General features: G+C 63.7%; 26 protein-coding genes and 2 pseudogenes. 14 read left to right on the top strand and 14 right to left on the bottom strand.

Translation table 11 applies throughout. The features are described from left to right. Window positions 1-180: 180 nt before the first annotated feature. Genes Q0D31_RS20360 through Q0D31_RS20345 form a run of 4 tightly spaced genes read right to left on the bottom strand, consistent with a single transcriptional unit; the run spans window position 181 to window position 3,161 of the window. Window positions 181-1,350: a site-specific integrase gene (locus Q0D31_RS20360; RefSeq protein ID WP_291855125.1), complete on the bottom strand. Its 1,170-nt coding sequence runs from the start codon at window positions 1,348-1,350 to the stop codon at window positions 181-183. A 13-nt stretch (window positions 1,351-1,363) separates the two neighbouring features. Beyond that, window positions 1,364-2,452: a hypothetical protein gene (locus tag Q0D31_RS20355; protein WP_291855122.1), complete on the bottom strand. Its 1,089-nt coding sequence runs from the start codon at window positions 2,450-2,452 to the stop codon at window positions 1,364-1,366. Next, complete coding sequence (locus tag Q0D31_RS20350; RefSeq protein ID WP_291855119.1) at window positions 2,449-2,886, bottom strand: type II toxin-antitoxin system VapC family toxin; 438 nt, start codon at window positions 2,884-2,886, stop codon at window positions 2,449-2,451. The genes Q0D31_RS20355 and Q0D31_RS20350 overlap by 4 nt, the downstream gene beginning before the upstream one ends. Then, entirely contained in the window at window positions 2,883-3,161 is a 279-nt protein-coding gene (locus Q0D31_RS20345) for a type II toxin-antitoxin system Phd/YefM family antitoxin (RefSeq protein WP_291855116.1), read from the bottom strand. The genes Q0D31_RS20350 and Q0D31_RS20345 overlap by 4 nt, the downstream gene beginning before the upstream one ends. Window positions 3,162-3,302: 141 nt before the next feature. On the opposite strand from Q0D31_RS20345, the gene Q0D31_RS20340 reads away from it, so the two are divergent. The 4 genes and pseudogenes from Q0D31_RS20340 to Q0D31_RS24015 all read left to right on the top strand — a co-directional run. After that, entirely contained in the window at window positions 3,303-3,614 is a 312-nt protein-coding gene (locus Q0D31_RS20340) for a prevent-host-death protein (protein ID WP_291855113.1), read from the top strand. Window positions 3,615-3,882: 268 nt separating this feature from the next. Further along, window positions 3,883-5,526 carry a Mu transposase C-terminal domain-containing protein gene (locus tag Q0D31_RS20335; RefSeq protein WP_291855110.1) on the top strand — a complete coding sequence of 548 codons (1,644 nt, stop codon included), beginning with the start codon at window positions 3,883-3,885 and terminating at the stop codon, window positions 5,524-5,526. Beyond that, the gene (locus tag Q0D31_RS20330; RefSeq protein WP_291855107.1) at window positions 5,523-6,440 is read left to right on the top strand and encodes a TniB family NTP-binding protein; all 918 of its coding nucleotides are present in this window, start codon (window positions 5,523-5,525) and stop codon (window positions 6,438-6,440) included. Before Q0D31_RS20335 ends, Q0D31_RS20330 begins: the two co-directional genes overlap by 4 nt. Continuing rightward, window positions 6,437-6,862, top strand: a pseudogene (locus Q0D31_RS24015) (TniQ family protein); the annotation flags it as partial. The gene Q0D31_RS20330 and the pseudogene Q0D31_RS24015, both read left to right, overlap by 4 nt. Before the next feature lie 667 nt (window positions 6,863-7,529). Here Q0D31_RS24015 and Q0D31_RS20325 read toward each other — a convergent pair. Beyond that, window positions 7,530-8,462, bottom strand: a complete 933-nt coding sequence (locus tag Q0D31_RS20325; protein WP_291855104.1) for a recombinase family protein — start codon at window positions 8,460-8,462, stop codon at window positions 7,530-7,532. 444 nt (window positions 8,463-8,906) lie between these two features. Here Q0D31_RS20325 and Q0D31_RS20320 point away from each other — a divergent pair, with 444 nt between their 5' ends. Together Q0D31_RS20320 and Q0D31_RS20315 are read left to right on the top strand one after the other, a co-directional pair. Beyond that, window positions 8,907-9,266, top strand: a complete 360-nt coding sequence (locus Q0D31_RS20320) for a hypothetical protein (protein ID WP_291855101.1) — start codon at window positions 8,907-8,909, stop codon at window positions 9,264-9,266. Next, window positions 9,254-10,387, top strand: a complete 1,134-nt coding sequence (locus Q0D31_RS20315) for an RHE_PE00001 family protein (protein WP_291855098.1) — start codon at window positions 9,254-9,256, stop codon at window positions 10,385-10,387. Before Q0D31_RS20320 ends, Q0D31_RS20315 begins: the two co-directional genes overlap by 13 nt. A 62-nt stretch (window positions 10,388-10,449) precedes the next feature. Here the strand turns inward: Q0D31_RS20315 and Q0D31_RS20310 are convergent, their stop codons facing one another. The 3 genes and pseudogenes from Q0D31_RS20310 to Q0D31_RS20300 form a co-directional block, all read right to left on the bottom strand. Further along, window positions 10,450-11,484, bottom strand: coding sequence for a TniQ family protein (locus tag Q0D31_RS20310; protein ID WP_291855095.1), 1,035 nt, complete (start codon window positions 11,482-11,484; stop codon window positions 10,450-10,452). Next, a complete protein-coding gene (locus Q0D31_RS20305; RefSeq protein ID WP_291855092.1) occupies window positions 11,481-12,359 on the bottom strand; it encodes a TniB family NTP-binding protein in 879 nt (292 codons plus the stop codon). Before Q0D31_RS20305 ends, Q0D31_RS20310 begins: the two co-directional genes overlap by 4 nt. Window positions 12,360-12,363: 4 nt before the next feature. Beyond that, window positions 12,364-14,019, bottom strand: a pseudogene (locus Q0D31_RS20300) (transposase family protein); the annotation flags it as partial. A gap of 95 nt (window positions 14,020-14,114) precedes the next feature. Here Q0D31_RS20300 and Q0D31_RS20295 point away from each other — a divergent pair. After that, window positions 14,115-15,221: an RHE_PE00001 family protein gene (locus Q0D31_RS20295; protein ID WP_291855090.1), complete on the top strand. Its 1,107-nt coding sequence runs from the start codon at window positions 14,115-14,117 to the stop codon at window positions 15,219-15,221. Here Q0D31_RS20295 and Q0D31_RS20290 read toward each other — a convergent pair. Continuing rightward, complete coding sequence (locus Q0D31_RS20290; protein WP_291855088.1) at window positions 15,218-15,514, bottom strand: DUF2285 domain-containing protein; 297 nt, start codon at window positions 15,512-15,514, stop codon at window positions 15,218-15,220. The genes Q0D31_RS20295 and Q0D31_RS20290 overlap by 4 nt on opposite strands. A gap of 266 nt (window positions 15,515-15,780) precedes the next feature. On the opposite strand from Q0D31_RS20290, the gene Q0D31_RS20285 reads away from it, so the two are divergent. Further along, on the top strand, window positions 15,781-16,401 hold the full coding sequence (locus Q0D31_RS20285; RefSeq protein ID WP_291855086.1) for a type IV toxin-antitoxin system AbiEi family antitoxin domain-containing protein: 621 nt from the start codon (window positions 15,781-15,783) through the stop codon (window positions 16,399-16,401). Then, a complete protein-coding gene (locus Q0D31_RS20280) occupies window positions 16,391-17,311 on the top strand; it encodes a nucleotidyl transferase AbiEii/AbiGii toxin family protein (RefSeq protein ID WP_291855084.1) in 921 nt (306 codons plus the stop codon). Before Q0D31_RS20285 ends, Q0D31_RS20280 begins: the two co-directional genes overlap by 11 nt. Before the next feature lie 20 nt (window positions 17,312-17,331). On the opposite strand, the gene Q0D31_RS20275 is transcribed toward Q0D31_RS20280, so the two are convergent. Then, window positions 17,332-17,463 carry a hypothetical protein gene (locus tag Q0D31_RS20275; RefSeq protein ID WP_291855176.1) on the bottom strand — a complete coding sequence of 44 codons (132 nt, stop codon included), beginning with the start codon at window positions 17,461-17,463 and terminating at the stop codon, window positions 17,332-17,334. Window positions 17,464-18,026: 563 nt separating this feature from the next. Here Q0D31_RS20275 and Q0D31_RS20270 point away from each other — a divergent pair. From Q0D31_RS20270 to Q0D31_RS20255, 4 genes are all read left to right on the top strand, one after another. After that, the gene (locus tag Q0D31_RS20270; RefSeq protein WP_291855081.1) at window positions 18,027-18,179 is read left to right on the top strand and encodes a hypothetical protein; all 153 of its coding nucleotides are present in this window, start codon (window positions 18,027-18,029) and stop codon (window positions 18,177-18,179) included. 429 nt (window positions 18,180-18,608) lie between these two features. Further along, a complete protein-coding gene (locus Q0D31_RS20265; protein WP_291855078.1) occupies window positions 18,609-18,761 on the top strand; it encodes a helix-turn-helix domain-containing protein in 153 nt (50 codons plus the stop codon). A 1,096-nt stretch (window positions 18,762-19,857) separates the two neighbouring features. Further along, a complete protein-coding gene (locus Q0D31_RS20260) occupies window positions 19,858-20,019 on the top strand; it encodes a hypothetical protein (protein ID WP_291855075.1) in 162 nt (53 codons plus the stop codon). After that, window positions 20,016-20,732 carry a group II intron maturase-specific domain-containing protein gene (locus Q0D31_RS20255; RefSeq protein ID WP_291855072.1) on the top strand — a complete coding sequence of 239 codons (717 nt, stop codon included), beginning with the start codon at window positions 20,016-20,018 and terminating at the stop codon, window positions 20,730-20,732. The genes Q0D31_RS20260 and Q0D31_RS20255 overlap by 4 nt, the downstream gene beginning before the upstream one ends. Before the next feature lie 179 nt (window positions 20,733-20,911). Here the strand turns inward: Q0D31_RS20255 and Q0D31_RS20250 are convergent, their stop codons facing one another. The 4 genes from Q0D31_RS20250 to Q0D31_RS20235 all read right to left on the bottom strand — a co-directional run bounded on the left by Q0D31_RS20250 (window position 20,912) and on the right by Q0D31_RS20235 (window position 24,140). Then, window positions 20,912-21,517 (bottom strand): aminodeoxychorismate/anthranilate synthase component II, encoded by a 606-nt coding sequence (locus tag Q0D31_RS20250; RefSeq protein ID WP_291855069.1) that lies wholly within the window; start codon window positions 21,515-21,517, stop codon window positions 20,912-20,914. Further along, window positions 21,514-22,908 (bottom strand): aminodeoxychorismate synthase component I, encoded by a 1,395-nt coding sequence (gene pabB, locus Q0D31_RS20245; RefSeq protein WP_291855066.1) that lies wholly within the window; start codon window positions 22,906-22,908, stop codon window positions 21,514-21,516. The genes Q0D31_RS20250 and pabB overlap by 4 nt, the downstream gene beginning before the upstream one ends. Window positions 22,909-23,033: 125 nt before the next feature. Beyond that, window positions 23,034-23,327, bottom strand: a complete 294-nt coding sequence (locus Q0D31_RS20240) for a Dabb family protein (protein ID WP_291855063.1) — start codon at window positions 23,325-23,327, stop codon at window positions 23,034-23,036. A 174-nt stretch (window positions 23,328-23,501) separates the two neighbouring features. Further along, window positions 23,502-24,140 (bottom strand): GntR family transcriptional regulator, encoded by a 639-nt coding sequence (locus Q0D31_RS20235; protein WP_291855060.1) that lies wholly within the window; start codon window positions 24,138-24,140, stop codon window positions 23,502-23,504. Window positions 24,141-24,257: 117 nt separating this feature from the next. Between Q0D31_RS20235 and bioB the strand changes: the two genes are divergently transcribed. Then, a complete protein-coding gene (gene bioB / locus Q0D31_RS20230; protein ID WP_291855057.1) occupies window positions 24,258-25,301 on the top strand; it encodes a biotin synthase BioB in 1,044 nt (347 codons plus the stop codon).

Genomic DNA, 25,301 nt, shown 5'->3' with positions numbered 1-25,301 from the left:
GTATCGCTGAACAGGTTTCGGCCCGCGCGCGAAGGCTGATCACCCCCGACCAGGAGAAAGTTGACCGCGGTCAACTCTCCTCGAATGGGCCGAATCGCGTCCCCAATCGACGTCCAATCTACCTTTTTTACACCGCCACCAAACTCGCCGAATTTACGTTCGGCCTCGGGCCGTGGCTGTTCATACGCCCAGCCGTGCAGCTTGACCAAGTCGTCGATCGGCTTCGTTGTAATAACTGGCCGCCTGTTGCACGGATCGATGCTGGGATTGCTGCATAGCCTCCGGTAAGGACACTCCGCGTTGCGCCGCCTCCGTCAGATACCCGGATCTCAAGCCGTGGGCGGAAAACTCCCTCGCCTCCAAGCCCGCCAGCGCGCAGCGCCGCTTCACGATCAAATTGATCGACTGCGGCGTCAGCGCCCGCTCCTCGATCGCTTCCCAACGGTCGATGGCGCGGAAGATCGGACCCTTGCTGATGTCAGCGCGTTCGAGCCATTCGCGCAGCGCCTCGACCGGTGGACCAACCAGGAGGACCCTGCGCGCCTCGTCCGCCATACCCGCCTTGGTTCGGCCGAGTTGGATCGACATGCACGCCAAGGTCGGCGATTGAGGGTTTTTAGGATCGAGAGGCACGGCGGGCTCGTCGCTGATCTGCTCAACCCGAAGCCGAGCCACCTCGCTGCGCCGGCGTCCGCCGGAGGCGAACGCGAGCAGCAGGATGGCCAGATCGCGGGTATCGGCTAGCCGGTCGGACCGGCAGGTAGCGAGCAGACGGTCGAGCACGTCCCGGGTCACCGCCCGCTTGCTCTTGCGCTGCCGCGGTCGCGTGCCGGCTCGCACGGCCAGCCGGAGCGCCGAGCGCAGGCTCGGCGAGGCGAACGGACCCTCCTGCCCTTTCCACCGATGCAAAGTCCCCCAGCTTGCAAGCCGCCTGACCGTCGAAGGCGCATGCGGGCCGGTGCTGCGCAGCATCTCGCTTTCGCGTAGCGCGGCCGCCACATCGGACGGCATGCCGTGCTGGGGATCGGTCTCGCGCTTCGCCGGATCCCACAGATGGTGCGCCACAAATTTCAACACCAAACTCTCCGAGGCCGGCCAGGGCAACGCGGCGCCGATCGCGGCCTGGGCCCAGGCTTCGAGGTAGGCAAGGTCCGACGCCAGCGCCCGCAGCGAGTTCTCGCCCATGCCTTCCTGAGCGAGGTGCTTGAGCGTCGCGACGTCGTCGTCGGTAAGGAGTTCGGCGAGCCGGTCGCGCCGCTCCATCGGCAGGATCGCCGACAGCGCGTCGAGCTGCAGAGCCCGCCGGGTTTCGGGGTCGGAGACCAGCGCGCGGGAGGTGATGTCGTCCATCGGCGGCGCTCCGTCAGAAACCGTAAGTGCGATCCGCCCAACGCAGCAGCACGCCGGCGTCCGGGTCGGGAAGCCGCACGCGCTGGGCCTTCAGGCCTTGCGCGATCGCCAGGCCGACATCGGGATCGACCCAGTGGCCGTGGGTCATCAGGAAAAACCAGCCGAAGGGCAAGCCGATCTCGCGGTCCACCGCCTCGATGCGGTCCATCAGCAAATGGACCGAGGCATCTGGCGTCATGAGCAGACGTTCTTTCGGCGGCCGCAACGGCCGGGGAATGAAGCCGACCTCGCGCTCGCCCTTGTGGGTGTAATCCCGGATATCGAGTGCCCAGTGGGCAAAGACGCGCTGCGACCTGGCGCTCGATTCCTCCCAGTCCTGAAAGAACCGCAGCTCTCTCGGCACAAACTCGAAATAGTCCGGGACCGCCTCCAGGAACGGCGTCTCGCGCGTTCCGCCCGGCCCGGTCTCGCGAATGACACGCCGCTCAAGCTCGGGGCGCTTGGCCTCCCGCTTGCCGCGCTCGATGCGGTCGCAGCGGTCGAGAAAACTGCGGACGTGGACCACGGCACCGCCGGCACGGCCGAGCAGGCGATAGACAGGGCCGGCGAGGCGATCCAAGTCAGGGAGCTGATCGGTGCGAGGCCAGCTCGGATCGAGCAGCTCGTTCTCGCCCCAGGGTCGATAGTCCGGGTTGACGATCGGACCGGCGCGCCACTCGATTTCGCGACCGAGCGCGATCTGAACGTAGTCGGCCGCGCCCGGCCCGGTCGGCGCCGACACAAAGGCGCTCGTGCCGCGCCACTCGGTGATCTGGAGATCGGTCTCCTTCAGGCGCTGCCAGACCGCCGTCACATCGCCATTTTCCTTGGCCAGTTCGGCCATCATCCATGGCCGCAATTCGCCAAGCCGCGTGCCGTCGGGTCGAAGCACCGATCGGGTATCGCGCCAGTAATCGTCATCAATCTGCGCGATGCGGAATTCAAAGCCCGGGAAGCCGGCGGTGAGGGCTGGGACCAGGTCCATATCTGCTGAGGCCGGATCGAGCCCGGCCAGGACGGTTTCGAGCGAGGCGGCGTCCGGGAGGCGGGCAGGGGTGGTCATCCCGAGACTCCTTCATCGGTCCAGGGGTTGAACAACGGCACGCCGAGGGGCGCAAAGTCCTTGGTGTTGCGGGTCGCGAGCACGAACTCACGATCAAGCGCTGTGGCCGCGAAAAACCCATCCATGACCGAGAGCGCAAAGCCGCTCTGGCGGGCTTGCGCCATCAGATCGCCCCAGCGTTCGGCGATCGCGGGATCAATCGGCACGATCCGCCCGGCGAAGCGCGCCGGGAGATCCTCGGCGAGCCAGGCGGTCAGCGCGTCCCGACGCCGGCCGTCGTCCATCAGCGCGATGCCGCGCCGGAGCTCGGCGATCGACGCCACGCTGATGAAGGCGCGGTCCTCGTCGAGCGCATCGAGCCAAGCGAGCACCTTCGGGTCGGGCGCCGGCCGGCGAACCTCCGAGAGCACGTTGGTGTCGAGCAGGACGTTCATAGATCGATGTCGCGCGGCTGATCGCGGACCCGCTCGAGATCGAGATCGGCGTCGCGCAACGGCGAGGCCATCAGGAATTCGGCGAGCGTGCCTTTGCGCACGGTTTTGCGCGCCCATTCCTCGGCCGAGACGATGACGACGCTGGGCTTGCCGTGGCGGGTAATGATCTGGGGATCGGTCTGGGCGCGCTCGATCACCTCGGACAGCCGCGCCTTGGCGCCGGCCACGGTCCAATGGCCCGACCCATGCGCGGGGGACTTTTGGGATGCGGTCACGGCGTGCTCCTGTGACTAGAATGACTACTGTGACTATAAGCGACAACAAGGCGATTTTCAATACGGTTGCGTGCAGAAATGGCGCGGTTCACCTGCTGCCGGAGCGCTGCTATTATCGGCGACCGAAAGGAGAGGCGCGTCATGGCCGAAACCGACAAGCAAACGGTTCCCCCAATGCCCGAAGCCAGCGGACCAGCCGACCAGAACCAGATGGCCGCTAGCAATCGCCGCGCCCTTCGCGCCGAGGATCTGAGCGAGGCGGAGATCGCCGCAGTCGAAGCCAGCGAGATGGAGCCCGGGTTCGAACATCTCGATGCCGAGCTCGACCAGGCTGGGATGTCCGTGGTCGATGTTGGGCTCGACTTCGCCCGAAAACTTCGGGCGCGCAACGATGCCACCAGGGGACGACCGGCGGACAAGGCGTTTCGCGACAGCCTGTTCGACGATTCCTGACCAAGATCCCACCCGGCGCGAATTGCCGGTGCCAAAAATCGACCGGAAGGGGAGGGCACTGTTGCTCCCGGAGGAGGGGAGGACTGCCACGGGATGAGTTCTCGCGTGCGCCCGGACGGCCAGAATCGCTTGTCGCACGGCTTTTTCCACTGGATTGCATTTGATTGATTTTTAACACTTTCGGCTCACCCTGATTCGGCGGATTCAGCCGAGTTCGCTGGAATCTTACCCTAATTCGCTGGATTCGGGCGAGTGCAAGGACGGCGACGTGCGGCGCAATCGAGACAAGCTCGATATCGACGACGCCAAGTGGCAGGACGCGGTTGCGCGCGAGGCGATCATCAGGCCGCTGGCGCGCGTGACTCGATTGTCGCCGGTTGATGTCGCGACAGCCTGTCGCATTCTGGGGCTGCGTCGAAGCCGGCTCTACGCGCTGGTTGAGCGGTACCGGATCGCGCCGGTGACGAGTTCACTGGCATCGGCGACGCCTGGCCCCAAAAAGAGGTCTCGACGCCTTTCCGATGAACTGGAAGCTGTCATCGAGGAGGCGATCCGTGACAAATATCTGACCCGCCAGAAGGTATCCGTCAGCGTGCTCCATGACCATGTCCGGCACCTGTGCCGGGCGCGCGGGCTGGCGATCCCGTCCTGGAAAGCCGTTCGTGCGCGGGTCGACCAGATCGATCGCCACCGACTTGTCAGCGGGCGCGAAGGCGGCAAGACAGTACGCGACCGCCTCAAACCTGTCGTGCAGGAATACCGGGCCGATCACGCGCTCCATATCGTCCAGATCGATCACACCCTCGTCGATATCTTCGTGGTCGATGCCGTGCATCGCCGGCCGATCCAGCGCCCGTGGCTGACGCTCGCGATCGACGTGGCGAGCCGGATGGTGGCCGGGTTCTATCTCAGCCTGGAAGCGCCGTCGTCGGCGTCGGTCGCCCTGGCGATGCATCATGCCGTGATGCCGAAGCCGGCTTGGCTCGCAGCCCGCGGCATCGGGACCGATTGGCCCGTGTCGGGCCTGCCGGACGTCGTCCATGTCGACAACGCGCGAGAATTCCGCGGCCGGGCATTGGCGCGCGGGGCGGCCGAGCACGGCATTTCGCTGATCCATCGGCCGGTGGCGACGCCGCACTATGGCGGTCATATCGAGCGGATGATCGGCACCATGATGGGCGCGGTCCATATGCTGCCGGGTACGACCTTCAGCTCGATCGCAGAGCGCGGCGACTACGATCCCGAACATCACGCCGTGATGACGCTCGACGAACTCGAACGTTGGCTCACTCTTCAGATCGTCGGCCGATATCACATTGAGGTCCATCGCGGGTTGCACCTGCCTCCGGGTGCTGCATGGCAGGATGCGGTTGACCGCCGGCGGGAGCCGCTCCGGTGGCCGCATGACGAACAGCAGTTCCTGTACGACTTCCTGCCGTTCGAGGAGCGCAGCATCCGCCGTGACGGACTGCACCTGTTCGGATTGCGCTACTGGGATGACGTGCTGAGCCCGTGGGCGGGACGTCTCGATCGCCGGCTGCGAATCAAATTCGATCCGCGCGACTTGTCCTGCGTCTTCGTCGAGGGGCCGGATGGGGTGCATTGGCCGGTCCGGTATGCCGATCTGCGGCGACCACGGATCACGCTCGGCGAACACCGGTTTGCCTTGGCCGCGCTCAAACAGCGGGGCGTGCGGCTCACCGACGAACAGTTGATCTTCGACACGATCGAGGCGCAGCGTAATCTCCTTGAGGGTGCCGCATCGGCCACTAAATCGGCGCGCCGCCAGGTCGAACGGCGCCATCGATCACTTGTTGCCGCGGAGCGGGACATCGGATCGACCGCGATCGCCTGCCGCCCTGAAGCTGAGCCGGGGCATCTGACCCTGCTGGCGGTCGAGGAGTGGTCATGACCGACTATGCCCACTTGCTGCCGGCCTATCGCGGTTATGCTGCTCTCGCTGACGCGGAGCGGATCGCCTGGATCAGGGCGGATCGGTGGTTGGATCTCGATCAAGCCCGGATGGCGCTCGCGCGGCTCGATGATCTCCTGGCCTATCCGCCACGCGATCGCATGCCCTGCCTGCTGCTTTACGGCGACACCGGCATGGGCAAGACCAAGATCATCCGCAAATTCCTGCGCGATCATCCGGCGCGGTTCGACATGGGCACCGGGGTCACGAGCATGCCAGTGGTCGCCATGCAGATGCCGGCTGAACCGGTCGAACGTGACGTTTACAGCGAATTGCTGGCCGCGCTGGGCGCTCCGGGGCCGATTGACGGCGCGGCGCATCGGCAAAAGGAAATCTGCCGCGGGCTGTTGCGCACCATGGGCGCCCGCATGCTGATCATCGACGAGATTCACGCCATGCTCGCCGGCAGCTTCCGACAGCAGCGGATCTTTCTCAACGTCATCCGGTTTCTGGCCAATGACCTCAGGGTGCCGCTGGTCTGCGCCGGGACGGATCTCGCCCGCCAGGCGCTGCTCACCGACCCCCAATTGGCGGAGCGCTTCGAAGCCTTGCAGCTTCGGCGCTCGACCAATGATGGGCATCTGACGCAGCTGCTGGCGAGCCTGGCGACAATCCTGCCGCTGCGGCGCCCATCGGCCCTGGAAACCACGGCCGTCCGCAAGCGCGTGCTCGAATTGACCGGTGGGGTCACGGTCCGAATCTTCCGCCTGATCGAGACGGTGGCGGTCGAGGCGATCCGTTCCGGGGTGGAATGCATCAATCCGGACAGCTTTGACACCGATGAGCTGGTGCTTCCGCTGGTCGCGATGACGCGCACCGTTGAGACGCGGCTGCAGCGGCGAGGCGTGGCATGATCCAAGATCAGCGCGTGCTGCCGATTGCGCCCAGACCGATCGGGGGCGAATTGCTGTCTTCGTGGCAGGGGCGTGTCGCTTGCCGATACGGGCTCTCCAGCGACGGACTGGCCGCCCTGCTCGGCGCAAAACCCGATAGCGGCCGCGTGGCACGGTTCGCGGAACGCGATTTCGCGCCGGACGCCGCGCAGATCAGCGCGTGGGCAAGCGCGTGCCGGATCGACCACGGAGCCCTCCGCGCACTTATGCTATCCGGGAGATCGAGACCTCAAGGTTGCTACGTGTGGGGGGAGGGGACCCAGGCAGGAGCCTTTCGGACGCCGGTTTGCGTGGCTTGTCTCGATGAAGACGCGGGTGCCGGCGGCGACCATCATATCCGCCGGGCCTGGGCGCTCGTCGAGACCTTAACATGCAGCCGGCACGACCGCGTCTTGGCAGAGATGTGCCCGCACTGCCTGAGCAGCACAGGGTGGCGATTTGGGACCTGTGATCAGGATGCGCGCGTGGTCTGTGTCCGTTGCGCTCGCGTGGTTCGCAGCCCGCGCGCGTCGGCCGCAATTGCCAATTCCCGCTTCCGGGAGACCCTGAGCGCTTTGTCGGGCGGCCTCGGCGACGCGATCGACAACACATCATCGGTCGCCGACGACCTGATGCGCGTCGCGCGCCTGCTTTGGACCGCGCCCCACGGCCGCGGCGGAAGCTTGACGCCTTTCATTGCCAGCGTTCTCACAGGCCGGCCGCTGCCGTCGGTGGAAGCCCAGGTCGATCGCAACGAGCCGCTGGCAACAATCCCGCTGGGGTGGCGCATGGCGACGCTGATCGCGGTCGCTCAACTGCTCGATCTCGCCGACGCCCGGCGCGATTTCGGGCCGCCGCCGGTCAGCATCGAGCGGTTGCTCGAATGGACCGGCGGTTCACCACGCGAGGCGGCAACGCGTCGAGCACCGATCCGGGTTGCCGCGGCACCAACAAGAAGGAGGAAGTTGCGCGACGCGGCCGAATACCGCGCCATGGCCGAGGCTATCCTCGCGAGTTGGAGGCAGATCCAAGGCCAATCGATAGCTGCCCGGCAGCGGTTGCTCGGCCGGCTTATGGCCCAGACGCTGGATCGTGCACCGCCAGTCCAAGACGCCGCGCCTGGTCCAGCAAGGCCTTCACGGACGAGGCCGCCCACTGTCGGCCACCGCGCGGGGTTCGTTCGCGCATCCGCTCCAGTTGAGCCGCGATCTCGCGCAGGCTGAGGTTCGGATCGGCGATCGCGATGCCGGCGACCAGCGTCATCAGCCGGTCCTGCGGGGGTCGCCGCGGCGATCGCTTGATCAATTCCGGCGCAGCGATCTTTTCGCGCACCAGCCGATGCACGGCGCGGCGGAGCTTCTCGATGGTCCAGCTCTGCCCCTGATGGTTCAGCACCCGCACCACGTCGTCCCAGCTGTGCTGGGGTCGCATCCGCTGCACCGTCGGCAGCCAGGTCGACGCCGAAGCAATCAGGTCGCCGATATAGACCTGTTGCCGCGCCGCCGAAGCCGCGCGGATCGCCTCGGGGCGCCGCTCGCGCAGGCCTGGATTGCCCGGCAGCTTGCCCCGCGCCATCGCGGCCTTCATTCCGGCTTTGGTCCGCTCCGCGATCAAGGCGCGCTCGAGCTGGGCGACGGCGCCCAGCACCTGCAGCGAGAACATGCCCTGCGGCGTCGAGGTGTCGATCGGGTCGCGCAGCGACCGGAAGTGCGCTCCGCGCGTCTCAAGGTCCTCGATGACCGAGAGCAGGTGGCTGACCGAGCGTGCCAGGCGGTCGAGGCGGACCACGACCAGCACGTCGCCGGCGCCGATCTCGCGCATCAGGCGGGCCAGCACCGGCCGGGCCCGGGAGGCGCCGGAGCCGTGCTCCCGGTGAATGGTCCGGCACCCGGCGGCGTGCAGTTCGTCGACTTGGGCGTCGGTCGCCTGATCCTCGGTCGAAACCCGTGCGTAGCCGACCAAACCGCGGATCGGCCGGGGAGGGGAGGCATTTGGTGCGGCCATAGGGGTGTTTTCCGGGGTCCTTTTGGCCGGTTTGTACAGTATCGGCAGGCATTAGGAAACGGTCCTTTGCAGACGTGTTTTATCGACCGCTTGAGCGAGTCATGGAGGCCGATCGGGCGCTTCGGAGGGCCTAGCCACCGGCGAGGCCAGAATGGCCGCCTGTGGGCTTCTGAGGGGAAATGGGCCTATTTCAGCGGCTGGCGCGCAAAGAAGTCGTCGAACCGACGTACGGGGGCGCCTATAGGCGGGCCCGCGGCGCGACCAGAGGCCCGGCAAGACGGGAGTCCAGCAATCTGAGGCGAGGCGTCCGCTCAATTGAGACAAGGAATCCGGCGATTTTGGGTCGGAAACGTCGAAAAACCGCGTGGTTTCGAGCCAATCCAGCCATCTCGGCCGAGCGACATCGCTGATTTGCGCCGTGTGGTCTATAACTATCGATAAGCGATGGTTATCGATAGTGACACACGTGGTGTGCATGGCCTCGCTATGACGGAAGCAAACGTCGTGTTAGCTTCCGTTTCGGAGATTCCTGTTAGGGTTATCAAGATCTTGCCTTCCGGCTACCAGATCCCGCATCCGCTGCCCTGGCCGGCCATTTGTCGCGCTGATGTCGCTTTCCGTTACCGATTTCAATTTGCAACGCTTAGCGGAAAATCGGCGCATGCTTTTCCGCTTGCGGTTTCAGCGGGTCTCCAACAGCGCTTTGATCCACCTGACATTTCGACCCCGGTCCTCGGAATCTTCGGAAAGACCTTCATGAGCGATCCTCGCCTCTCCAAACCGGCCACCCGATGCCCACCTTAAGTGCTCGCCTTCCCGATTCGCTGTCATGGCCCGAGCTCGCCCGACCGCTCGCCCGCGCCGAAGACGCACTGGCGCGTCTCGACGAGCGGTTGCGAACGAGCCCGATCCGCGACGGCTGGATCGCCAGAACCCACTTCGTCGACGCGGTCGCCGCACTCTGGCTCGAGGGTGAGCTCGTTCATATCGAAGACCTTGTGCTGCACGACGCCGGCATGGACATCCGCGCGCCCACCCACGAACTCACGCGCGCCCATACGGTGTTGCGCTCGCGCCGGCGCATTGCCGACGCCGCGCCCGGTTGGGCGCTGTCGCCCACCGGTCTCGAGGCGCTGCGCGGCAGGGAAGGGGAGTCGGACCCAAGGCATCCCCAGGTCGAATACCCGGAGCCCGACGACGACGGCGACGAGACGGAGCCGGCGTTCGAGCCGCCGCTCGCCAAGGACGGCGAGTTTGCCGAATTGTTCGCCTCGGTCGATGCGGCCATTGCCCAGGCCGACAGAACCCTCGCCGGCGAACGGCGGCCCCCCGCCGCGTCGGCCGGCGAACGCGATCCGCTCGTCTACGACCTCGACTGGGACGAGGACGCGCGCCTCATGCAATGGCGCGCCGTCGTCGACGAGACCCGCGATATGCCGCCGACTCTCGCCGCTGCGCTCGCCCACGAGGCCTGGAGTGCGATCGAGCCGCTGCAGCGCGCGCCCGGCCTCGGCCGCCTGCTCGCCGCCGCTGTGCTGCGCGACCGCGATAAAGCCCGCGCCCATTTGCCGTGTCTGGCCGGGGGCGCGAAAGCCGTGCCACGCGAACGGCGGCGAAGCCGCGACGCCTGTGCGCGCATCGTCGCCGAGCTCGAAACCATCGCCGCGGCGGCGGAGGAGGGCCTCAAGCAGCACGACCGTTGGCTCCTCGCCCGCACGGTGCTGCTGCGCAAACTCGACGGCCGCCGCTCCACCTCCCGGCTACCGGAACTGATCGAGTTCGTGATCTCACGGCCGCTGGTCTCAGCCGGCATGATCGGCAAGGCGCTCGGCGTCACCCCGCGCGCCGCGCAGAACCTCGTCGCCGAACTCGCCTTACGTGAGGCGACAGGAAGGGGACGGTATCGGGCGTGGGGCGTCTTGTGAGCGCGCTGGATCCTGCTCCCTTCGCGCCGACGACCCCGCGACGCGCCGGGCGTCGTCTTCGATCAGGCCGCCAGACTCTTGAGTGCGCCGTCGTTGGCGCCGCGACGCGTCGAGCGCGAGCCGCGGCGAACGGCGCAACCATAGGCCGCCAGCAAAGCCGCGAGGTCGACGCCAGGCGGTTGTGCCCGCGCAGACCGCGGCAATCGCTGGTGCTGATCGACGAAATCCACGAGACGCCCGATCAACCCGTCACGGCCGCCTGCGGCCAGGGTTGGTCGACGGCGCCGGGCGACAGCATCGACAGGCCCATCGTCGGCCCTTTGCGCGAGCCGCTCGAAGCAACGGATGCGCGCCGAGGTCGACAGGTTGGCGAGCGGCCGACCGGAGCCGACGCCGGCGACGGCGGGCGCGCGCAGCAGAAGCGCGACCCATTCATGGATCGCCGACGAACTCTTGGCAATTTCCGCCTTGCAGATGTCGTCGATCGACCGCTCCAGCCGCCGCGCTGCCGCCTCGACGAATATCATGGCCGCGCCGCGCAGGTCGAAACCGCAGCGCGCGCAGACTTGGTGCGGGATCAAGTCCGTCTGAGCGAATGGCGCTATCCCGCCGCGGCAGGCGGGACATCGGTCCCGCAGGCCGCAGCCATGCCGGAAGCAGGAAATCCGCGAGGCGAGCCGCCAGGACCGCCGAAAATAGGGAGCGCGATCATTGGCAAGACACAAAGCGCAATACTGGATCCAGGTCGAACGGCTCCGGCGCGCGGTCTCGCGCAAGGGCAGCAGAAGCGGCGTCAACGCCCCATCCGACATCACCATCGCCGATATCGCCTCGGACGCAACGCCCGTCCGAGCGCCGAGCCAGGCCGCGAGGTCCTCGGGAAGCCGCAGATCGAGGCGGGCCGACCACATCCCGCCACAAAACCCCAGCACGCCGGCGAAAGACCGCGGCGCGACGCCGTTCGCGACCGCCAGGCGATAGAGCCAGCTCGACAGCAATTCGTCGGGTTGCGGGTCGACGGCCGCCGGCCAACGATCCCCGGCGACATCCTGGTATCGTTCGCGGATCTCGATCGCGAAGCCCGTCTCGCGGCTCACAGCAGACCCTCCCGCAGCCGCGCACGGCGGCGGCGCGACACCGGGACGTAATCCAGCGCGTCGATCGAGGCCCGGGTGATCCGCTCCGCGCCGGACCCCGCCGCCGCGACCGCCGCTGCCGTGACGACCGCCACGATCTCGCCGATCAACCCTTCCGAAAGCCGGAAGATCTCGCGCGCCAGTTGCTCGTCGGAAAGATCAGAGCGGCGCGCGAGCGGCAGGGCGCTTTCGAGACTGTCGAGCAACGTGAGGAATTCGTCATCGTAGCGCCATCGCGGCGCGGCGAGCAGTTCGAACCGGCTCGCCATTTCGTCGGTCGCGTTGATGAAATCGTACACTGCGACCTCACCGATCAGAACCGGCGAAATGTCGAACTGACGGCCGATCCGACGCAGGAACGCCAGCACCGCCTCCACGTCGCGCGATCGACCGCGCAGCGCATTGTGGAATTCGTCGAAAATCAGGATTCTCGGCTTCAGGCCGTCGAGCAGATGATCGACTTGCTCACCCTTGCGGCCGACGTCCCGGCTGTTTCCCGCCGGCGCCCGGAAAGCACGCAGAATGCTCGCGTAGAAATGGGCGAGTCCTGCGCCCTCGCGGGTCTGGACCACCCACACCCGCTGCGTCTCGCAGGCTTTCAAATGCGCGACGGCGAACCGTTCGGCGATCATCGTCTTGCCGTTGGCGTAGGGACCGACCAGCATCAGACCGCGCGTGCGTAAACTTGACGACCGGGACAGCAACGCATTCAGCCGCTCGAGCGCCTGCGTGGCGAGGTGATGTCCGATCCATCGCGGCGCCTCGATGTAGGCGATCCGATCCTCCAGGCTGCGGTCGAGATACGGGCGAACATGATCGAGCAGATGGTCGGCCATCACACCAATCCTCGACCGGCAGCCGGCGCTTTTCGCGGACCGGGCGCTCGGCGGGAACCTCAGACGCCATCGGGCGCATGGCCTCATAGAGCTTGCCGGCCTCCGCCGCGTGAGTCCGGCGCACGGCGTCGCGCAGGTCGACCTTCGACGGCTTCGATCCGCCGACGATCTCGGCGATCCGGCGCTGAAACTTCACCTTCTCCGTGTCCGATCGCGCGTTCGCGGCGCGTCGACGCGTGCGGTCGCCTTCGTGCTCCCACAGCGTCATCGGCGCGAGCCGCCCATCGCGTCGGCCGACGGACCGAAACTCTCTCGTTTCCGGATCCCGGACATAGATGTGACTGACGTCGCGCGGGTCGTATCGCACCTCGAGCCGACTCAGACGATCCCGCCGTGGAACCAGGGTGCCCAGCCACGGCGAATAATAGTCCAACGCGAACATGCTGACGCCCTGCGGCGAAAGCCGCCGCTCCGCCCCGGGCAGGAACGCCAGCACGACCCGCGCCGAGTCGTCCTCGAAACAGGGAAGATCCCGGCTGTATTGCGCCCATTCCGCCGCCGGCGCCTTCAACGTCTTCGCATTCTGCTGCAGATTGTGATCGATCACGGCGAGAGCCACGCACCGCTCGAGGTCGGCGAAACTCAGGCGAGCGCGCCGCTCTGCGGGATAGCCATCGCGGTCCGCGACGGATCGACCGGTCGACCCCGGATGCATCGCGAGTACGGCATTGAGCTTCCCAAGCAGCCGTTCGACCACCCCGCCCTGATGGACACGACCGCGATCGCGGTAGCGAATGCGGATGCCATAGTCCTCGCAGCCGCGCTGGAAAGCGCGCCCTTTGAACTCTTTCGCGGAGTCGGTGACGAGCTGCCGCGGCCGTCCGAACATCGGCCAGCGATGCTCGATGCCGCGCGCCGCCAACCAATCCTCCTTCGGACACATCGCCTGCGCGAGGCATAGGGCGACGGACAGCGCCGACGGCTTTTCGAGGGTCAGACAGAAGCCGAGTATGCTGCGCGTCGCCACATCCGCGACGAGGGTCAGGTACGCCCTGCCGACGAAGACGCCTTCGCCCTCCACGACCTCCACGAAATGGATGTCTGTGGGCGTGTGATCGATCTGACAAACCTCGAGCGGCTTCGAGGCGCGGATATATCCAGGTCTCGGTTTGAGCCGCAGCAGATGCTTCGGGTTCGCCGACCGCTTCTTGGCGATTTCCTCCGGGCTGAACAGCGACGGGATGCGGCGGTCGATAGCGCCATAGGAGGGCGCAGCCAGCCCGGCCTCCTCGCAACGGGCGCGGATTTCGGCCACCACAGGCGCAAGCGGCGGCGCCTCCAGCGTCAACCATTGCGCCTGCAAGGTCGCCGCGATGATTTCCTCGACTTCATGGTCAAGCCGCTTCTTCCTCGCGCCGTTCGTGCGTGGCAGCAGCGACGACACCCGCCGGTCGACCCGATAGCGCGCCAGCAGATTATAGACCTGCCAGGTCGAGAGGCGCAGTTCGGCGGCCGCCCGATCGACCGCCGCTCGATGCGGACCCGCCTCATCGAGAATCCTGTCGAGTTCGCGCGCGACGCGGCGCGCCGCCAGCCATGCCTGGTCCGACGGCGGCGAAGGCGAAGAGACGGTTGTTCGGGTTTGCGGTCGGTGCGGCAAATCGAGCAGTCGCTGCAATCGTTAGCGGAAAATTTGGCTCGCTTTAGCCCCTAAACCTAAACAACATATGACGTTTGCGCTGTTGAAATCGGGAAGTGAAAGCGACACCGCTCGCCGCCGCCGAGGATGCCTTGGCGCGCCTCGACGAGCGTCTGGCAAAGAGCCCGGTCCGCGAGGGCTGGGTCGCGCGCACCCATTATACCGACGCCTGCGCCAGTCTGTGGCTGGAGGGTGAGCTCGTCCATCTCGAAGATCTGGTTCTCCACGACGCCGGCATGGATATCCGCGCCCCGACCCACGAGCTGACCCGGGCTCGGGCCGTGATGCGCGTCCGGCGTCGTATCGCCGCGGCCAAGCCGGACTGGGCGCTGTCGGTCACCGGTCTTGCAAGCTTGCGCGGACGGGGAGGGCAGGGCGACCGGGAAGCGGGAAGCGACGACCGGAAGGAAGGGACGGGAGACGGCGGCGATGCGAGCGATGCCGAGGACACGTACGGCGAGGATCTTGATCAGCCGCTCGTCATCATCGAAACCGACCCGCGGCTCGCCGCCGCCTTCATCGCAGTCGACGCCGCGATCGCGAAATCGGACCGAACGCTCGGCGGCGAGACCACCCGCCGGTCCGAGCGCGATCCGCTGGTCTACGATCTCGATTGGGATGAAGACGCCCGGATCGAGGAGTGGCAGCGCGTCGTCGATCAGACCCGCAGCTTGCCGCCGGCGCTGGCGGCGGCGATCGCGGCTGAGGCCTGGGACCGGATCGAACCGCTGCAGCACACGCCGTGGCTCGGCCAGTTGCTCGCAGCTAGCGTGCTCCGAGGACGCGGCAAAACCCGGACGCACCTGGCGTGCCTGCATGCCGGGCTGAAGACCATCCCGCGCGAACGGCGGCGACCACTCGACCCGGCGGCACGGCTTATCATTCAATTGGAGGCCATCACGGCGGCCGCCACGGCCGGCCTCAAGGATCATGATCGCTGGCTTAACCAGCGCACCCTGCTCGCCCGCAAGCTGGCGGGCCGACGCTCCACCTCAAAATTGCCGGCGCTGCTCGACTATATGCTCTCCCGGCCGATCGCCTCGGCCGGCATGATCGCCAAGGAACTTGGCATCACGCCACGTGCCGCGCAGGACCTGGTGGCGGAGCTGGGACTGCGGGAGGCAACCGGAAGGGGACGATATCGGGCTTGGGGAATTCTTTAGGGCGGCCCGGTTAAGTGCGGCGGCGCGCCGCCACGAAGGAGGTGACGGTAACCGTGCTCGGTCATCCATCGCGCGCGGGCCAGATGAGTTTCCCAGGCGCGTCGCGCCCGATCCGGTTCTCGCGTGGGATCGATGTGCAGCACGATTTTAGCAACCTCCTTCCAATCGGCGCCGTCGCGTTCGGCGTCGAGCAAACGGAGATAGGTGATCAGATGCTCCTCGTCATAGCCGGTCAGGATCGGCGCGCTCGGCGCTTCATCGGCGACATCCGGGTCAAGCGGTGGCTTCTGCATGGGTGAATTCGCTGGCAAGATTCCTGGCGCCTGAAGCGTAGGCCAGTTGCCGCACCGGCGAATAGATCCCAATTGTGCACCACGTGGTGCATCGCCGGCATCGCCGGGCGTACCGCGGCTGCGGTTACATCTTCGATCCCGCTCGGGGCGCGGGGGCGTATTTTTTTGCGACTAGGTGGTCCTCGCAAATTGGGGATTTCCGATCTGACAATTTTGTGATAAAACCTCTGCTATAATTTGAGATAACAGAGGAAACGTCACCTATCATGACGTCCACCGACACCCAGCGACTTCGCGCGCTCGATCTCCTGAAGGCCCGGGGAATGCTCCGGCTGAAGGAATTCGTTGCCGAGGGCATTGGACCCGAAACGCTCGCCCGTCTCGTCCGAGAGGAAGCGGTCGTCCGCCCGGCGCGCGGCCTCTATCAACTCCCGGACACCCAGGTTGAGGCTGCCCATGCACTTGCCGAAGCGGCTGTTCTGGTTCCCAAGGGGGTAATCTGTCTGATCTCGGCGCTCCAATACCACGAACTGACGCTGCAGATGCCGTCGGCAGTCTGGATGGCGATCGACCGTGCTGCCTGGCGCCCCAAGATCGACTACCCACCGATTCGGTTCGTGCGCTTCACTGGGTCGGCGCTGACTGAAGGGGTCGAGCGTCACAGCATCGAGAATATCGACGTTCCCATTACAGATCCCGCGCGGACAATCGTCGACTGCTTCCGCTACCGTACCAAGGTCGGTCTCGACGTTGCAATGGAGGGGCTGCGCGAGGGCCTCCGCCGCCACCGGTGCAATCCGGACCAGCTCTGGCGTTACGCGCGCAAGGCGCGGGTCTGGTCGACCATGCGCCCTTACGTCGAAGCGATGGTGTCTGATGGCGCGTGAGCCCCGCAACATCGGCGCATCAGTGCGAGCTCGGCTCCTTGATCGGGCGCGCGCCGAAAGATCGGATTTTCAGATTCTCCTGACGCGATATGCGCTCGAACGTCTGCTTTACCGGCTGAGCGTCTCACCGCATCGTGACCGCTTCATCCTCAAAGGAGCAATGCTCTTGGTAACGTGGGTCACCGACCCGTTCCGGCCTACGCGAGATCTGGATTTGCTCGGCAACGGCGACAACGATTGCGAGGCCATCGCCGAAACCTTCCGGTCCATTTGTGCGCAGCCGGTTGCCGATGATGGCGTGACGTTCGACTTCGCTGCATTGACGGCGGCTCCGATCCGCGATGAGGCGAAATATGGTGGCGTGCGTGTCCGCACGACGGCAACCATCGCCGGCGCTCGTATTTCGATCCAGGTCGACATCGGCTTTGGAGACGCTATTACGCCTGCTGCTGTCGAGATCGACTATCCCACCCTGCTGGACGCCCCTGCGCCGCATCTTCGAGCCTATCCTGTCGAGACGGTGCTAGCTGAGAAATTCGAGGCGCTGGTAACGCTCGGCGTGGCCAATAGCCGGCTCAAGGATTTCTATGATCTCTGGGTGATCTCCCGAACGTTCAAGCTTCGCCGGTCTGGCCTTGTCGAGGCCGTTCAGCGGACCTTCGAACGACGCGGAACGGTGCTTCCGTCCGATATTCCTGTTGGTCTGACCGATGAATATGCGGGGGCATGGGCCGTTCAATGGCGCGCCTTCCTTGGCCGCGACCGGATGGCAGCCGCACCGGATGTTTTCGCCGTTACCGTCGCCGATCTGCGCGTCTTCCTAATGCCGCTGGTCGATGGATCGAAGGAAGAACGAATTTGGCGGCCGAGCGGGTCGTGGTCAGCGGAAGCAGCAATCAATCAGGCATAGACGAAGAGGCCACCAACTCCTTACTTCTCGCCGAGCAGCTTGCCTGTCGAATTATGGATGAAGTGCAGTTTGGCGCAGGCCGGGCATACCACGGACGAGTGGTGGTCTTTTGCATCCTCTGGCACGTCCGCCAGCCAATGCTGCACATTCATCCCGGTGCCAGGGCATCTGAATAGAATGGGGTGAGCCATCGGATAAGTTTGGCACAGCCAAAAAACCGAAACTTGATTTTGCTCAAGCTTTCACTGTCCGTTCTAAGCGGACTAAATACCTTGACCTATCTCAAGGATCTGCTGCGGCCCGGAACAAAACAGGCCGCTATCGATACACCGCGACGTTGCAGGTCTCGCAGACGAAGTTGGGGCCATAATCGTTAGCCACGATCTTAAAGCCGCTCGGGACGCATTGAACGGTTGGTGTCTCGGAATCTTCCTCCTGACACAGGCTGGCCATGCCTGCCTTGCTGCAAACCGGACACCGGAGTCTCTCATCCCATTCGTCCTTCATCGGACGGAAATGTTGCCGGAGCGGACTCGTTCCACTGCGAAAACAAAAAACTAGGCCACCAGGGGTCGAAACAGGCCAGTACCCAAAACCCGCTGATGAACAGGTCGCGAGCAGCGAGGCGGTGCGCATATGTGGGCCATACTGTCCGAAGTTTGTATATGGATTTCGGACGAACTTTTCGTCCGAAAAAGAGCTACAATTTTCGGACATGAACAGCGACTCACTCGATCTGACAGCCATGCTCGAGCGCATCCGTGCGGACGCGCCGCGCAAGGTCTGGACGCCCAGCGCCGTCCTGGCGCCCTCATGGATGCTGCCGACACTCGTCTCCATCGCCAACATGTCCGGTGTGGTCGATTGATGAGGTCGCCCTTCTCGACGAACGAGTGACCGAACCTCACGTTAAATTTGACGTTCCTTCCATCCTTCGCAAATGGCCCTCGCTGAATAATGCGCGTCGAAATGACGGCACGGGTCCATACATGGTGGCTGAAGGAACGCTTCAGGCGTGCATACGGGAGTTCATGGCCAAGCCGGAAGCGGCGCGTCACTTATATGAAATCCATACGGCGCCGCAGCCCCCACTAATTACCGAGGTCTTATCGGCCGCGCACATCATTGAACTTGCACGGCTGCGAGATTTTCTCTGAGCCAGCGCGAGGCGACGGGGCGGCTCGCAATTCAGTTCGGCGCGATGACGGCGGCCGCCGAGTACAGCCTCAAGGGCCACGACCGGTGGCCCCACCCGCGCGCAAACTAGAAGGCCGCCGCTCTATCCCGGCTGCTGGCATTGCTTGACAACGTGCTGACCCGACCCATCGTCGCTGCCGGAATGATCGCGCAGAAACTCGGGATCACCCGTGCCGCACACGACCTCGTCGCCGGGCTGGGGCCACGCAAGGCGACCGGACGGAGACGGTATCGGGCGTGGGGGATCCAGTAGGCCCACTCAGTGCGGTGCTCCGCCACGAAGCAGATGCCGATAGCCGTCCTCTGGACGGTCTGGTCGAGATGAGCCGAAAGCACCTTAAAGAGTCGCACCATATTGCCGCCGACTGCAGCGTGGTCACGATCCCAGACAGGCTTCGATCCCATCGTGCATGCAGCCACGCAAACGTAAGACGCCACTTCGCGCAATAGCTCCGACGCAAGCACCGTGAAGTCCCACTCGCGCGTGTAGGCAGCAATCGCGATTGGGGTCTATCTCCACTCGCTCGATTACTGGAAATGGTCCTTCTGTTGCAGTCATGCCTCGAATCCCAAGCGCGAATTTGCGACTCGAGAATGCTGGTAAGTGTGGCTGCGGGCAATTCGCTGGGGGTCTTTTATGCCCCGATTTTCAGACGCATATCGGCCGCAAGATACCAAGATTTGCTCGATCTGGAGTGATATTCAGTGATGTTCTTTTCTATCTGAGATGCTGGAATCGTGACCATAAATGACGCCTATTGATGTTTGGTGATAGTGCGGATTTAAGCCTTCCAAGCTCGATACAGCGCGGCTGGTGCGGTAGCTCTTCAAATAACGCCGGCGGAGGGAAGGAACCTCAGTTCAAGACAGACGCAATACGTAGTGAGGGACCTGGAGATTGGGCAACCTAACAACTCCGAAAAGTGTTCAGAAACTGCAGATGGCGTTACACGCGAAAGCGAAGGCAGAAGCCACCGCTTTTACGCGCTGTACGACAAGATCAGCCGTGAGGACATTCTGGCACACGCCTACGCGCAGTGTCGCTCGAACAAGGGCGCACCGGGAGTAGACGGTCAGGACTTCGCGGACGTCGAGGCGTATGGCGTCGAGCGGTGGCTTGGCGAACTGGCGCTTGCGCTCAGGGAAGAGACTTACCGACCGGACCCCATCAGAAGAGTGTTCATTCCGAAAGCCAACGGCAAACTCAGGCCGTTGGGCATCTCGACCGTGCGAGATCGGGTCTGCATGACAGCAGCGATGCTGGTGCTGGAACCGATCTACGAAGCTGATCTTCCACCGGAACAATACGCCTACCGCCCTGGGCGAACGCCCAACAGGCGGTGGCTGAGGTGGATAAGCAGCTGTTCCATGGCCACCCGGAAGTCGTCGATGCCGACCTCGCGGACTACTTCGACAGTATTCCCCATTCCGAGCTACTGCAGTCGATGGCGCGCCGGATCGTTGATCGGCGTGCTGCATCTGATCAAGATGTGGCTGGATTGCCCCGTTGAAGAAACCGACGATCGAGGACGGACGAAGCGCACGACCGAAGCCCGGGAGGCGGCGAGGCATTCCGCAGGGCTCACCCATCTCACCGCTGCTGGCGAATCTCTACATGCGCCGGTTCGTGCTGGGATGGAGGAAGCTCGGGCTGGAGCAAAGCCTCGGCACGCGTACCGTGACCTACGCGGACGATCTCGTGATCCTGTGCAGAAAGGGCAAAGCCGAAGAGGCATTGCATCGACTGCGCGAGATCATGGGCAAGCTGAAGCTGAAGGTGAACGAGGAGAAGACACGAATCTGCAGGGTCCCGGAAGGGCAGTTCGACTTTCTGGGATACACGTTCGGACGGATGTATTCGGCGAGAACCGGCCAGGCGTACCTGGGACACCGGCCATCAAAGAAGAGCATCAAACACGCGGTGGAGAAAATCCACGCGCTGACTGACCGAGCGGGGACAGGGCAAGAGACCACAATGCTGGTGAGCAAGTTGAACCGCATGCTGCGCGGATGGGCGAACTACTTCAAGGTAGGCACCGTCAGCACGGCTTATCGGGCGCTCGACAACTACACGGCAGTGCGGTTGCGTCGGTGGTTGCGCTCCAAGCACAAAGTCAGGCGGCGGCGCAAGGGCGGGAGCTATCCACTCTCGCACCTGTACGGGCACTTCGGGCTCGTACGCTTGAACAGGCTTGGGCACGACGTGTCGTGGACGAAGGCGTGAGATCTTGTCCGAGAGCCGGATGCGGGAGATCTGCATGTCCGGTTCGATGAGCGGGATGTGGAAACGGAGCCGTGGTCGAACCAGTGAGGCACCGCCAGACGAAAGAGGCGGGAACAGATATGTTCGAACCTAAAACCACCGCGCCACATCTCGACTCTACCGCAACCAAATTGATAGTTTTACGACATCGTCTTCGACCCTGGCACGCATGACGCCTCTGCGAGGCGCAGGAAGTTGGAAAGCAGCACATGCCCCTGTTCGGTAAGTATTGATTCCGGATGAAACTGCACTCCATAGGTTGGTTGATAGCGATGTGCTAGAGCCATGATCTCGCCTTCGTCCGAACGCGCCGTCACCATGAGAGAGGAAAGGGATACCTCGTCGAACTCGACGACGAGAGAATGGTATCGTCCTACGCAAAGTGGGGTCTGGAGTTCCTCAAACAGCCCTTGACCGTCGTGCGTCACATATGAGGCTCGTCCGTGCATAGGACGACGTGCGCGCACGACGCTTCCACCGAAGACGCTCCCGATACATTGGTGTCCAAGGCAGATACCGAGAATCGGGATGTGGCCAGAGAACTCACGGACGACGGCCATAGAAATCCCGGCCTCGGTTGGAGTGCAGGGGCCCGGCGAGATGACTATTGCGCGCGGCCGGAGCCGACCAAGATCGCCGACGCTGATCGCGTCGTTTCGTATCACTTCCGTCGCTTCTCCAAGCTCGCGAAAATAGCGGGCTATGTTGAAGACGAAGGAATCGTAGTTGTCGATGATCGCAATCATGACGTACCGTAATTCCCGGCACGAAATGCGTCAAAGATACGCTGCGCCTTGGCGAGCGTCTCCTCGTATTCGGCCGCTGGCTCCGACATCGCCGTAATCCCGCCGCCAGCATGAAAGACAGCCAAGCCATCGTCGATCGTTACGGTTCGGATCGCAACGTTGGTGTCCATGCACCCGTTAAATCCGATGAATCCGATCGCCCCGCAATAGGCCTCTCGCGCGACGCGTTCAATTTCGGCGATGATTTCCATCGATCGTACCTTCGGCGCCCCGGTGACGGAGCCGCCGGGAAAGCAAGCTCGTAGCAGGGTAACGGCGTCGTGTTCTCCTGCGAGTTTCCCTGTAATGACCGACACGAGGTGATGCACTGAGGCATAGGATTCGAGGTCACACAGCGCAGGGACCTCGACCGAATGTGCAGCGCAAACCCGTGACAGATCGTTACGGAGGAGGTCGACGATCATAATGTTCTCGGCACGGTCCTTCTCGGACGCAAATAGGAATTCAGCGCGGCGCTGATCTTCCATCGGGTCAACGGACCGTGCGATCGTGCCCTTGATTGGTCGCGTTTCAACCTGTCGCCCATCGAGTTTCAGGAATCGCTCGGGCGAACTGGATGCAATGGTCAGCTTGCCATAGAGGAGCAAGGCTGCAAAGGGAGCCGGATTAAGCGACCGCAGCCGACAGTAGAAAGCGAGTGGATCAAACCAGCTTGCTAGCTTCGCGCTGAAGCGCTGCGCGATGTTCGCTTGGAAGATGTCTCCTGCCAAAATCAAGTCGATGACGCGCTGCACTGCTTCGATGTAGCGTTCGCTGGTAAAATTCGAATGCCAGCCGCCCGCTGTATTGCAAGAGCCATTCCGCGGGGACTCTGGGCGTACGAGTAGCGCTGCAAACTCATCGGCTCGACGGCGTGCGCGCTCGCCTCGCCGTGCGGGATTCTGCTCTGGCCATCCGGTGGAAACAATCCAGCATTTGTTGTCACGATGGTCGTAGGTGATTACCACGTCATAGAAATGCAGGATCGATTGGGGCAATCCCTGACCGGCGATTGCTGGGGGCGGCAATCGCTCCAATGTCCTGTTCAGATCGTAAGCAAAAAACCCGGCCGCGCCCCCCTGAAACGGGGGAAGATCGGGGCGATGCTCTTGTGGATACGCAGCGAGAAGAGTGCGAAGAGCTCTCCATGGATCGCCTTCGAGCGGTTCTCCGCCGCAACTCGCCTGTCCGTTGGCAACCGTGTAGGTGCTGAACGGGTCGCAGGCCATGTATGAATACCGCCCGAGCGCCTCGTGCTTGGCTGCGCTATCCAAAAACGTGAGGTTCGGCCGATGTGCGAGACGTCGCATCGCCGTGACAGGATCAATCCAATGTACCTCACGAACGCGCATCGAGCTTACGTCACCAACGAAGGCTGTGCTGAGGGAGATTCCTCGACCTGTGCTTGCCCTTCCAACGAACGCAGCTCCCCCCTGGGATCAGTGCACTCTTGACTTCGACCGTCAGAATTTACCTCCTACTCAGCCGAAGCGTTGTAGTCGGCTGCGAACCGCAATTCCCGAAGTGGTCGCACCCGCTTGATCGATTCTTGATATAGATCGTGCGCCTTATACGCTGCGAGTTCCGTCTCGTTGTCGAACTCACCATAAACGACGACGTCGATGTCGTTGCCAAGCTGGTCGTTTTTTCGGTTGCGTGCGACCTCGAGCCGGCGCGCATGTGGGATCGTGGTGAGAACCGATAGGCCGTCGATCATTTGATCGATGTCGGCCTTGTCTTTAGCGGTGAATAAGACGATATGACGAATCATGGCCAGCCGTAGAGTAGGGTGTGGTCCAGGTCGCAAGACTATCTTGCGATCAAGTCTGACGCAACGCCAACGTCACTGACGCCTTCGTGCCGGCAGCAAGACGCCGGGGTTTGCACACTCTTGCGATGGCCCTACGGTTGCAACGGGGAATTCGCCAGATCAGCCCTTCCCGCATCACGACGCGGGAATGGTGAGGCGCTCAATGGTTTGAATGTGACGCGCGAGCAGGCTGCAGGCTTGGTCAACGTTGCGCATTCGCAATGCTTGCAGAATTAAGCGGTGATCCTGATTGGACCGCGGCCGCCAGCCGGTACTGCGCGCCATGGCGAACACCAATCGAGAATTCGCAAGCTGCAATTCATCGAGGCTGGCGAGCAGTCGCGGCATGGCGCAGGGCGCCACTAGCGCGTGGTGAAAGGCGCGGTTGGCGGCCTCAAATTCCTGAATCGTCTCGGCATTGTCTGCTTCAATCAGGGCCAGCTCGATCCGTGACAGATGGGACGGCGTCAGCTTCGGTGCGGCATTCCGCAACGCGACCACTTCCAGCGCTGCGCGCATCTCGGCGATCTCCTTCACCGAATTGGTATCGAGCGGCGCAACACGCACGCCGCGACGCGGCACAGCGACGACAAGATGTTGAGCTTCTAGCTGCCGAAATGCCTCACGCACCGGGACGTGGCTTGAACTGAATTCCCGCGCGATATGGTCCTGCCGCAGCGCCGCATCGGGCTGCAGCGCGCCACTGATAATGCGCTCGCCAATGATCTGCGCAATGCGGCCCGCCGTCGTCGTGTTCTCATCGCCGGTTATCATAGATTATCTATCATAAAATCGAATGCGTTTGCGTGCTGCCTAAGCTAGAATCGGTTATGGCTGTGATCATAGATAATATTTGATATTATCTATAAAAATTCAAAAGGGCAAGGTCTCATGATTCATGCCGGGGGAGCGAGGCAGAACGGCAGCCACAACGCAGAGCCTGTCCGCCACGACTGGACGCGCTCCCAGGCGGAGGCGCTCTATGGCTTACCGTTCGCCGGCCTGATGTTTCAGGCCCAGAGCATGCATCGCAGCAATTTCGACCCCAACCACGTCGAGACTGCGAGCCTGCTCAGCATCAAGACCGGCGGCTGCCCGGAGGATTGCGGCTACTGTTCGCAGAGCGCGCATTATGACACCGGCCTGAAGGCGACGCGCCTGATGGATCGGGCCGATGTGGTCGCGACCGCGCAGCGCGCCAAGGACGCCGGGGCCAGCCGCTTCTGCATGGCGGCAGCGTGGCGCAATCCGAAAGACCGCGACCTCGACCGGGTCTGCGAGATGGTGTGCGCGGTCAAGGGTCTCGGCATGGAAACCTGCGTGACGCTCGGGATGCTGACGACTGCTCAGGCCTCACGACTGCATGACGCCGGCCTCGATTTCTACAACCACAACGTCGATACATCGCCCGAGTTCTACGACAAGATCATCACGACGCGCACCTTGCAGGACCGTATCGACACGCTCGCGCGTGTGCGCGACGCCGGCATCAAGGTTTGCTGCGGCGGCATCGTCGGCATGGGTGAGCGCGTCGAGGACCGGCTCGGCATGCTCGTGCTGCTCGCCAATCTCCCCGGCCATCCGGAGAGCGTGCCGATCAACCTGTGGAACGAGGTCAAGGGCGTGCCGGTCGTCGACACCGCGGAGCGTCCCGATCCGATCGCGCTGGTGCGGCTGATCGCGGTCGCCCGCATCATGATGCCGCAGAGCGTCGTGAGGCTGTCCGCCGGACGGCAATACATGACTGATGAACTGCAGGCTCTGTGCTTTCTGGCCGGAGCGAACTCGATCTTCATCGGCGATGTGCTCCTGACCACCAAGAACCCGCAGCGTGATCGCGATGCGGATTTGCTGGATCGGCTCGGGATCAAATCCTGTCTCAACCAAGTGAAACAGGTCAACGCGCAGCCAGCGCACAAACTTCAGTGTAGGTAA

It is taken from the genome of Bradyrhizobium sp., from assembly GCF_022844465.1.
In the GTDB taxonomy this organism is placed as follows: domain Bacteria; phylum Pseudomonadota; class Alphaproteobacteria; order Rhizobiales; family Xanthobacteraceae; genus Bradyrhizobium.
This window is presented reverse-complemented; position numbering and strand designations above follow the sequence as displayed.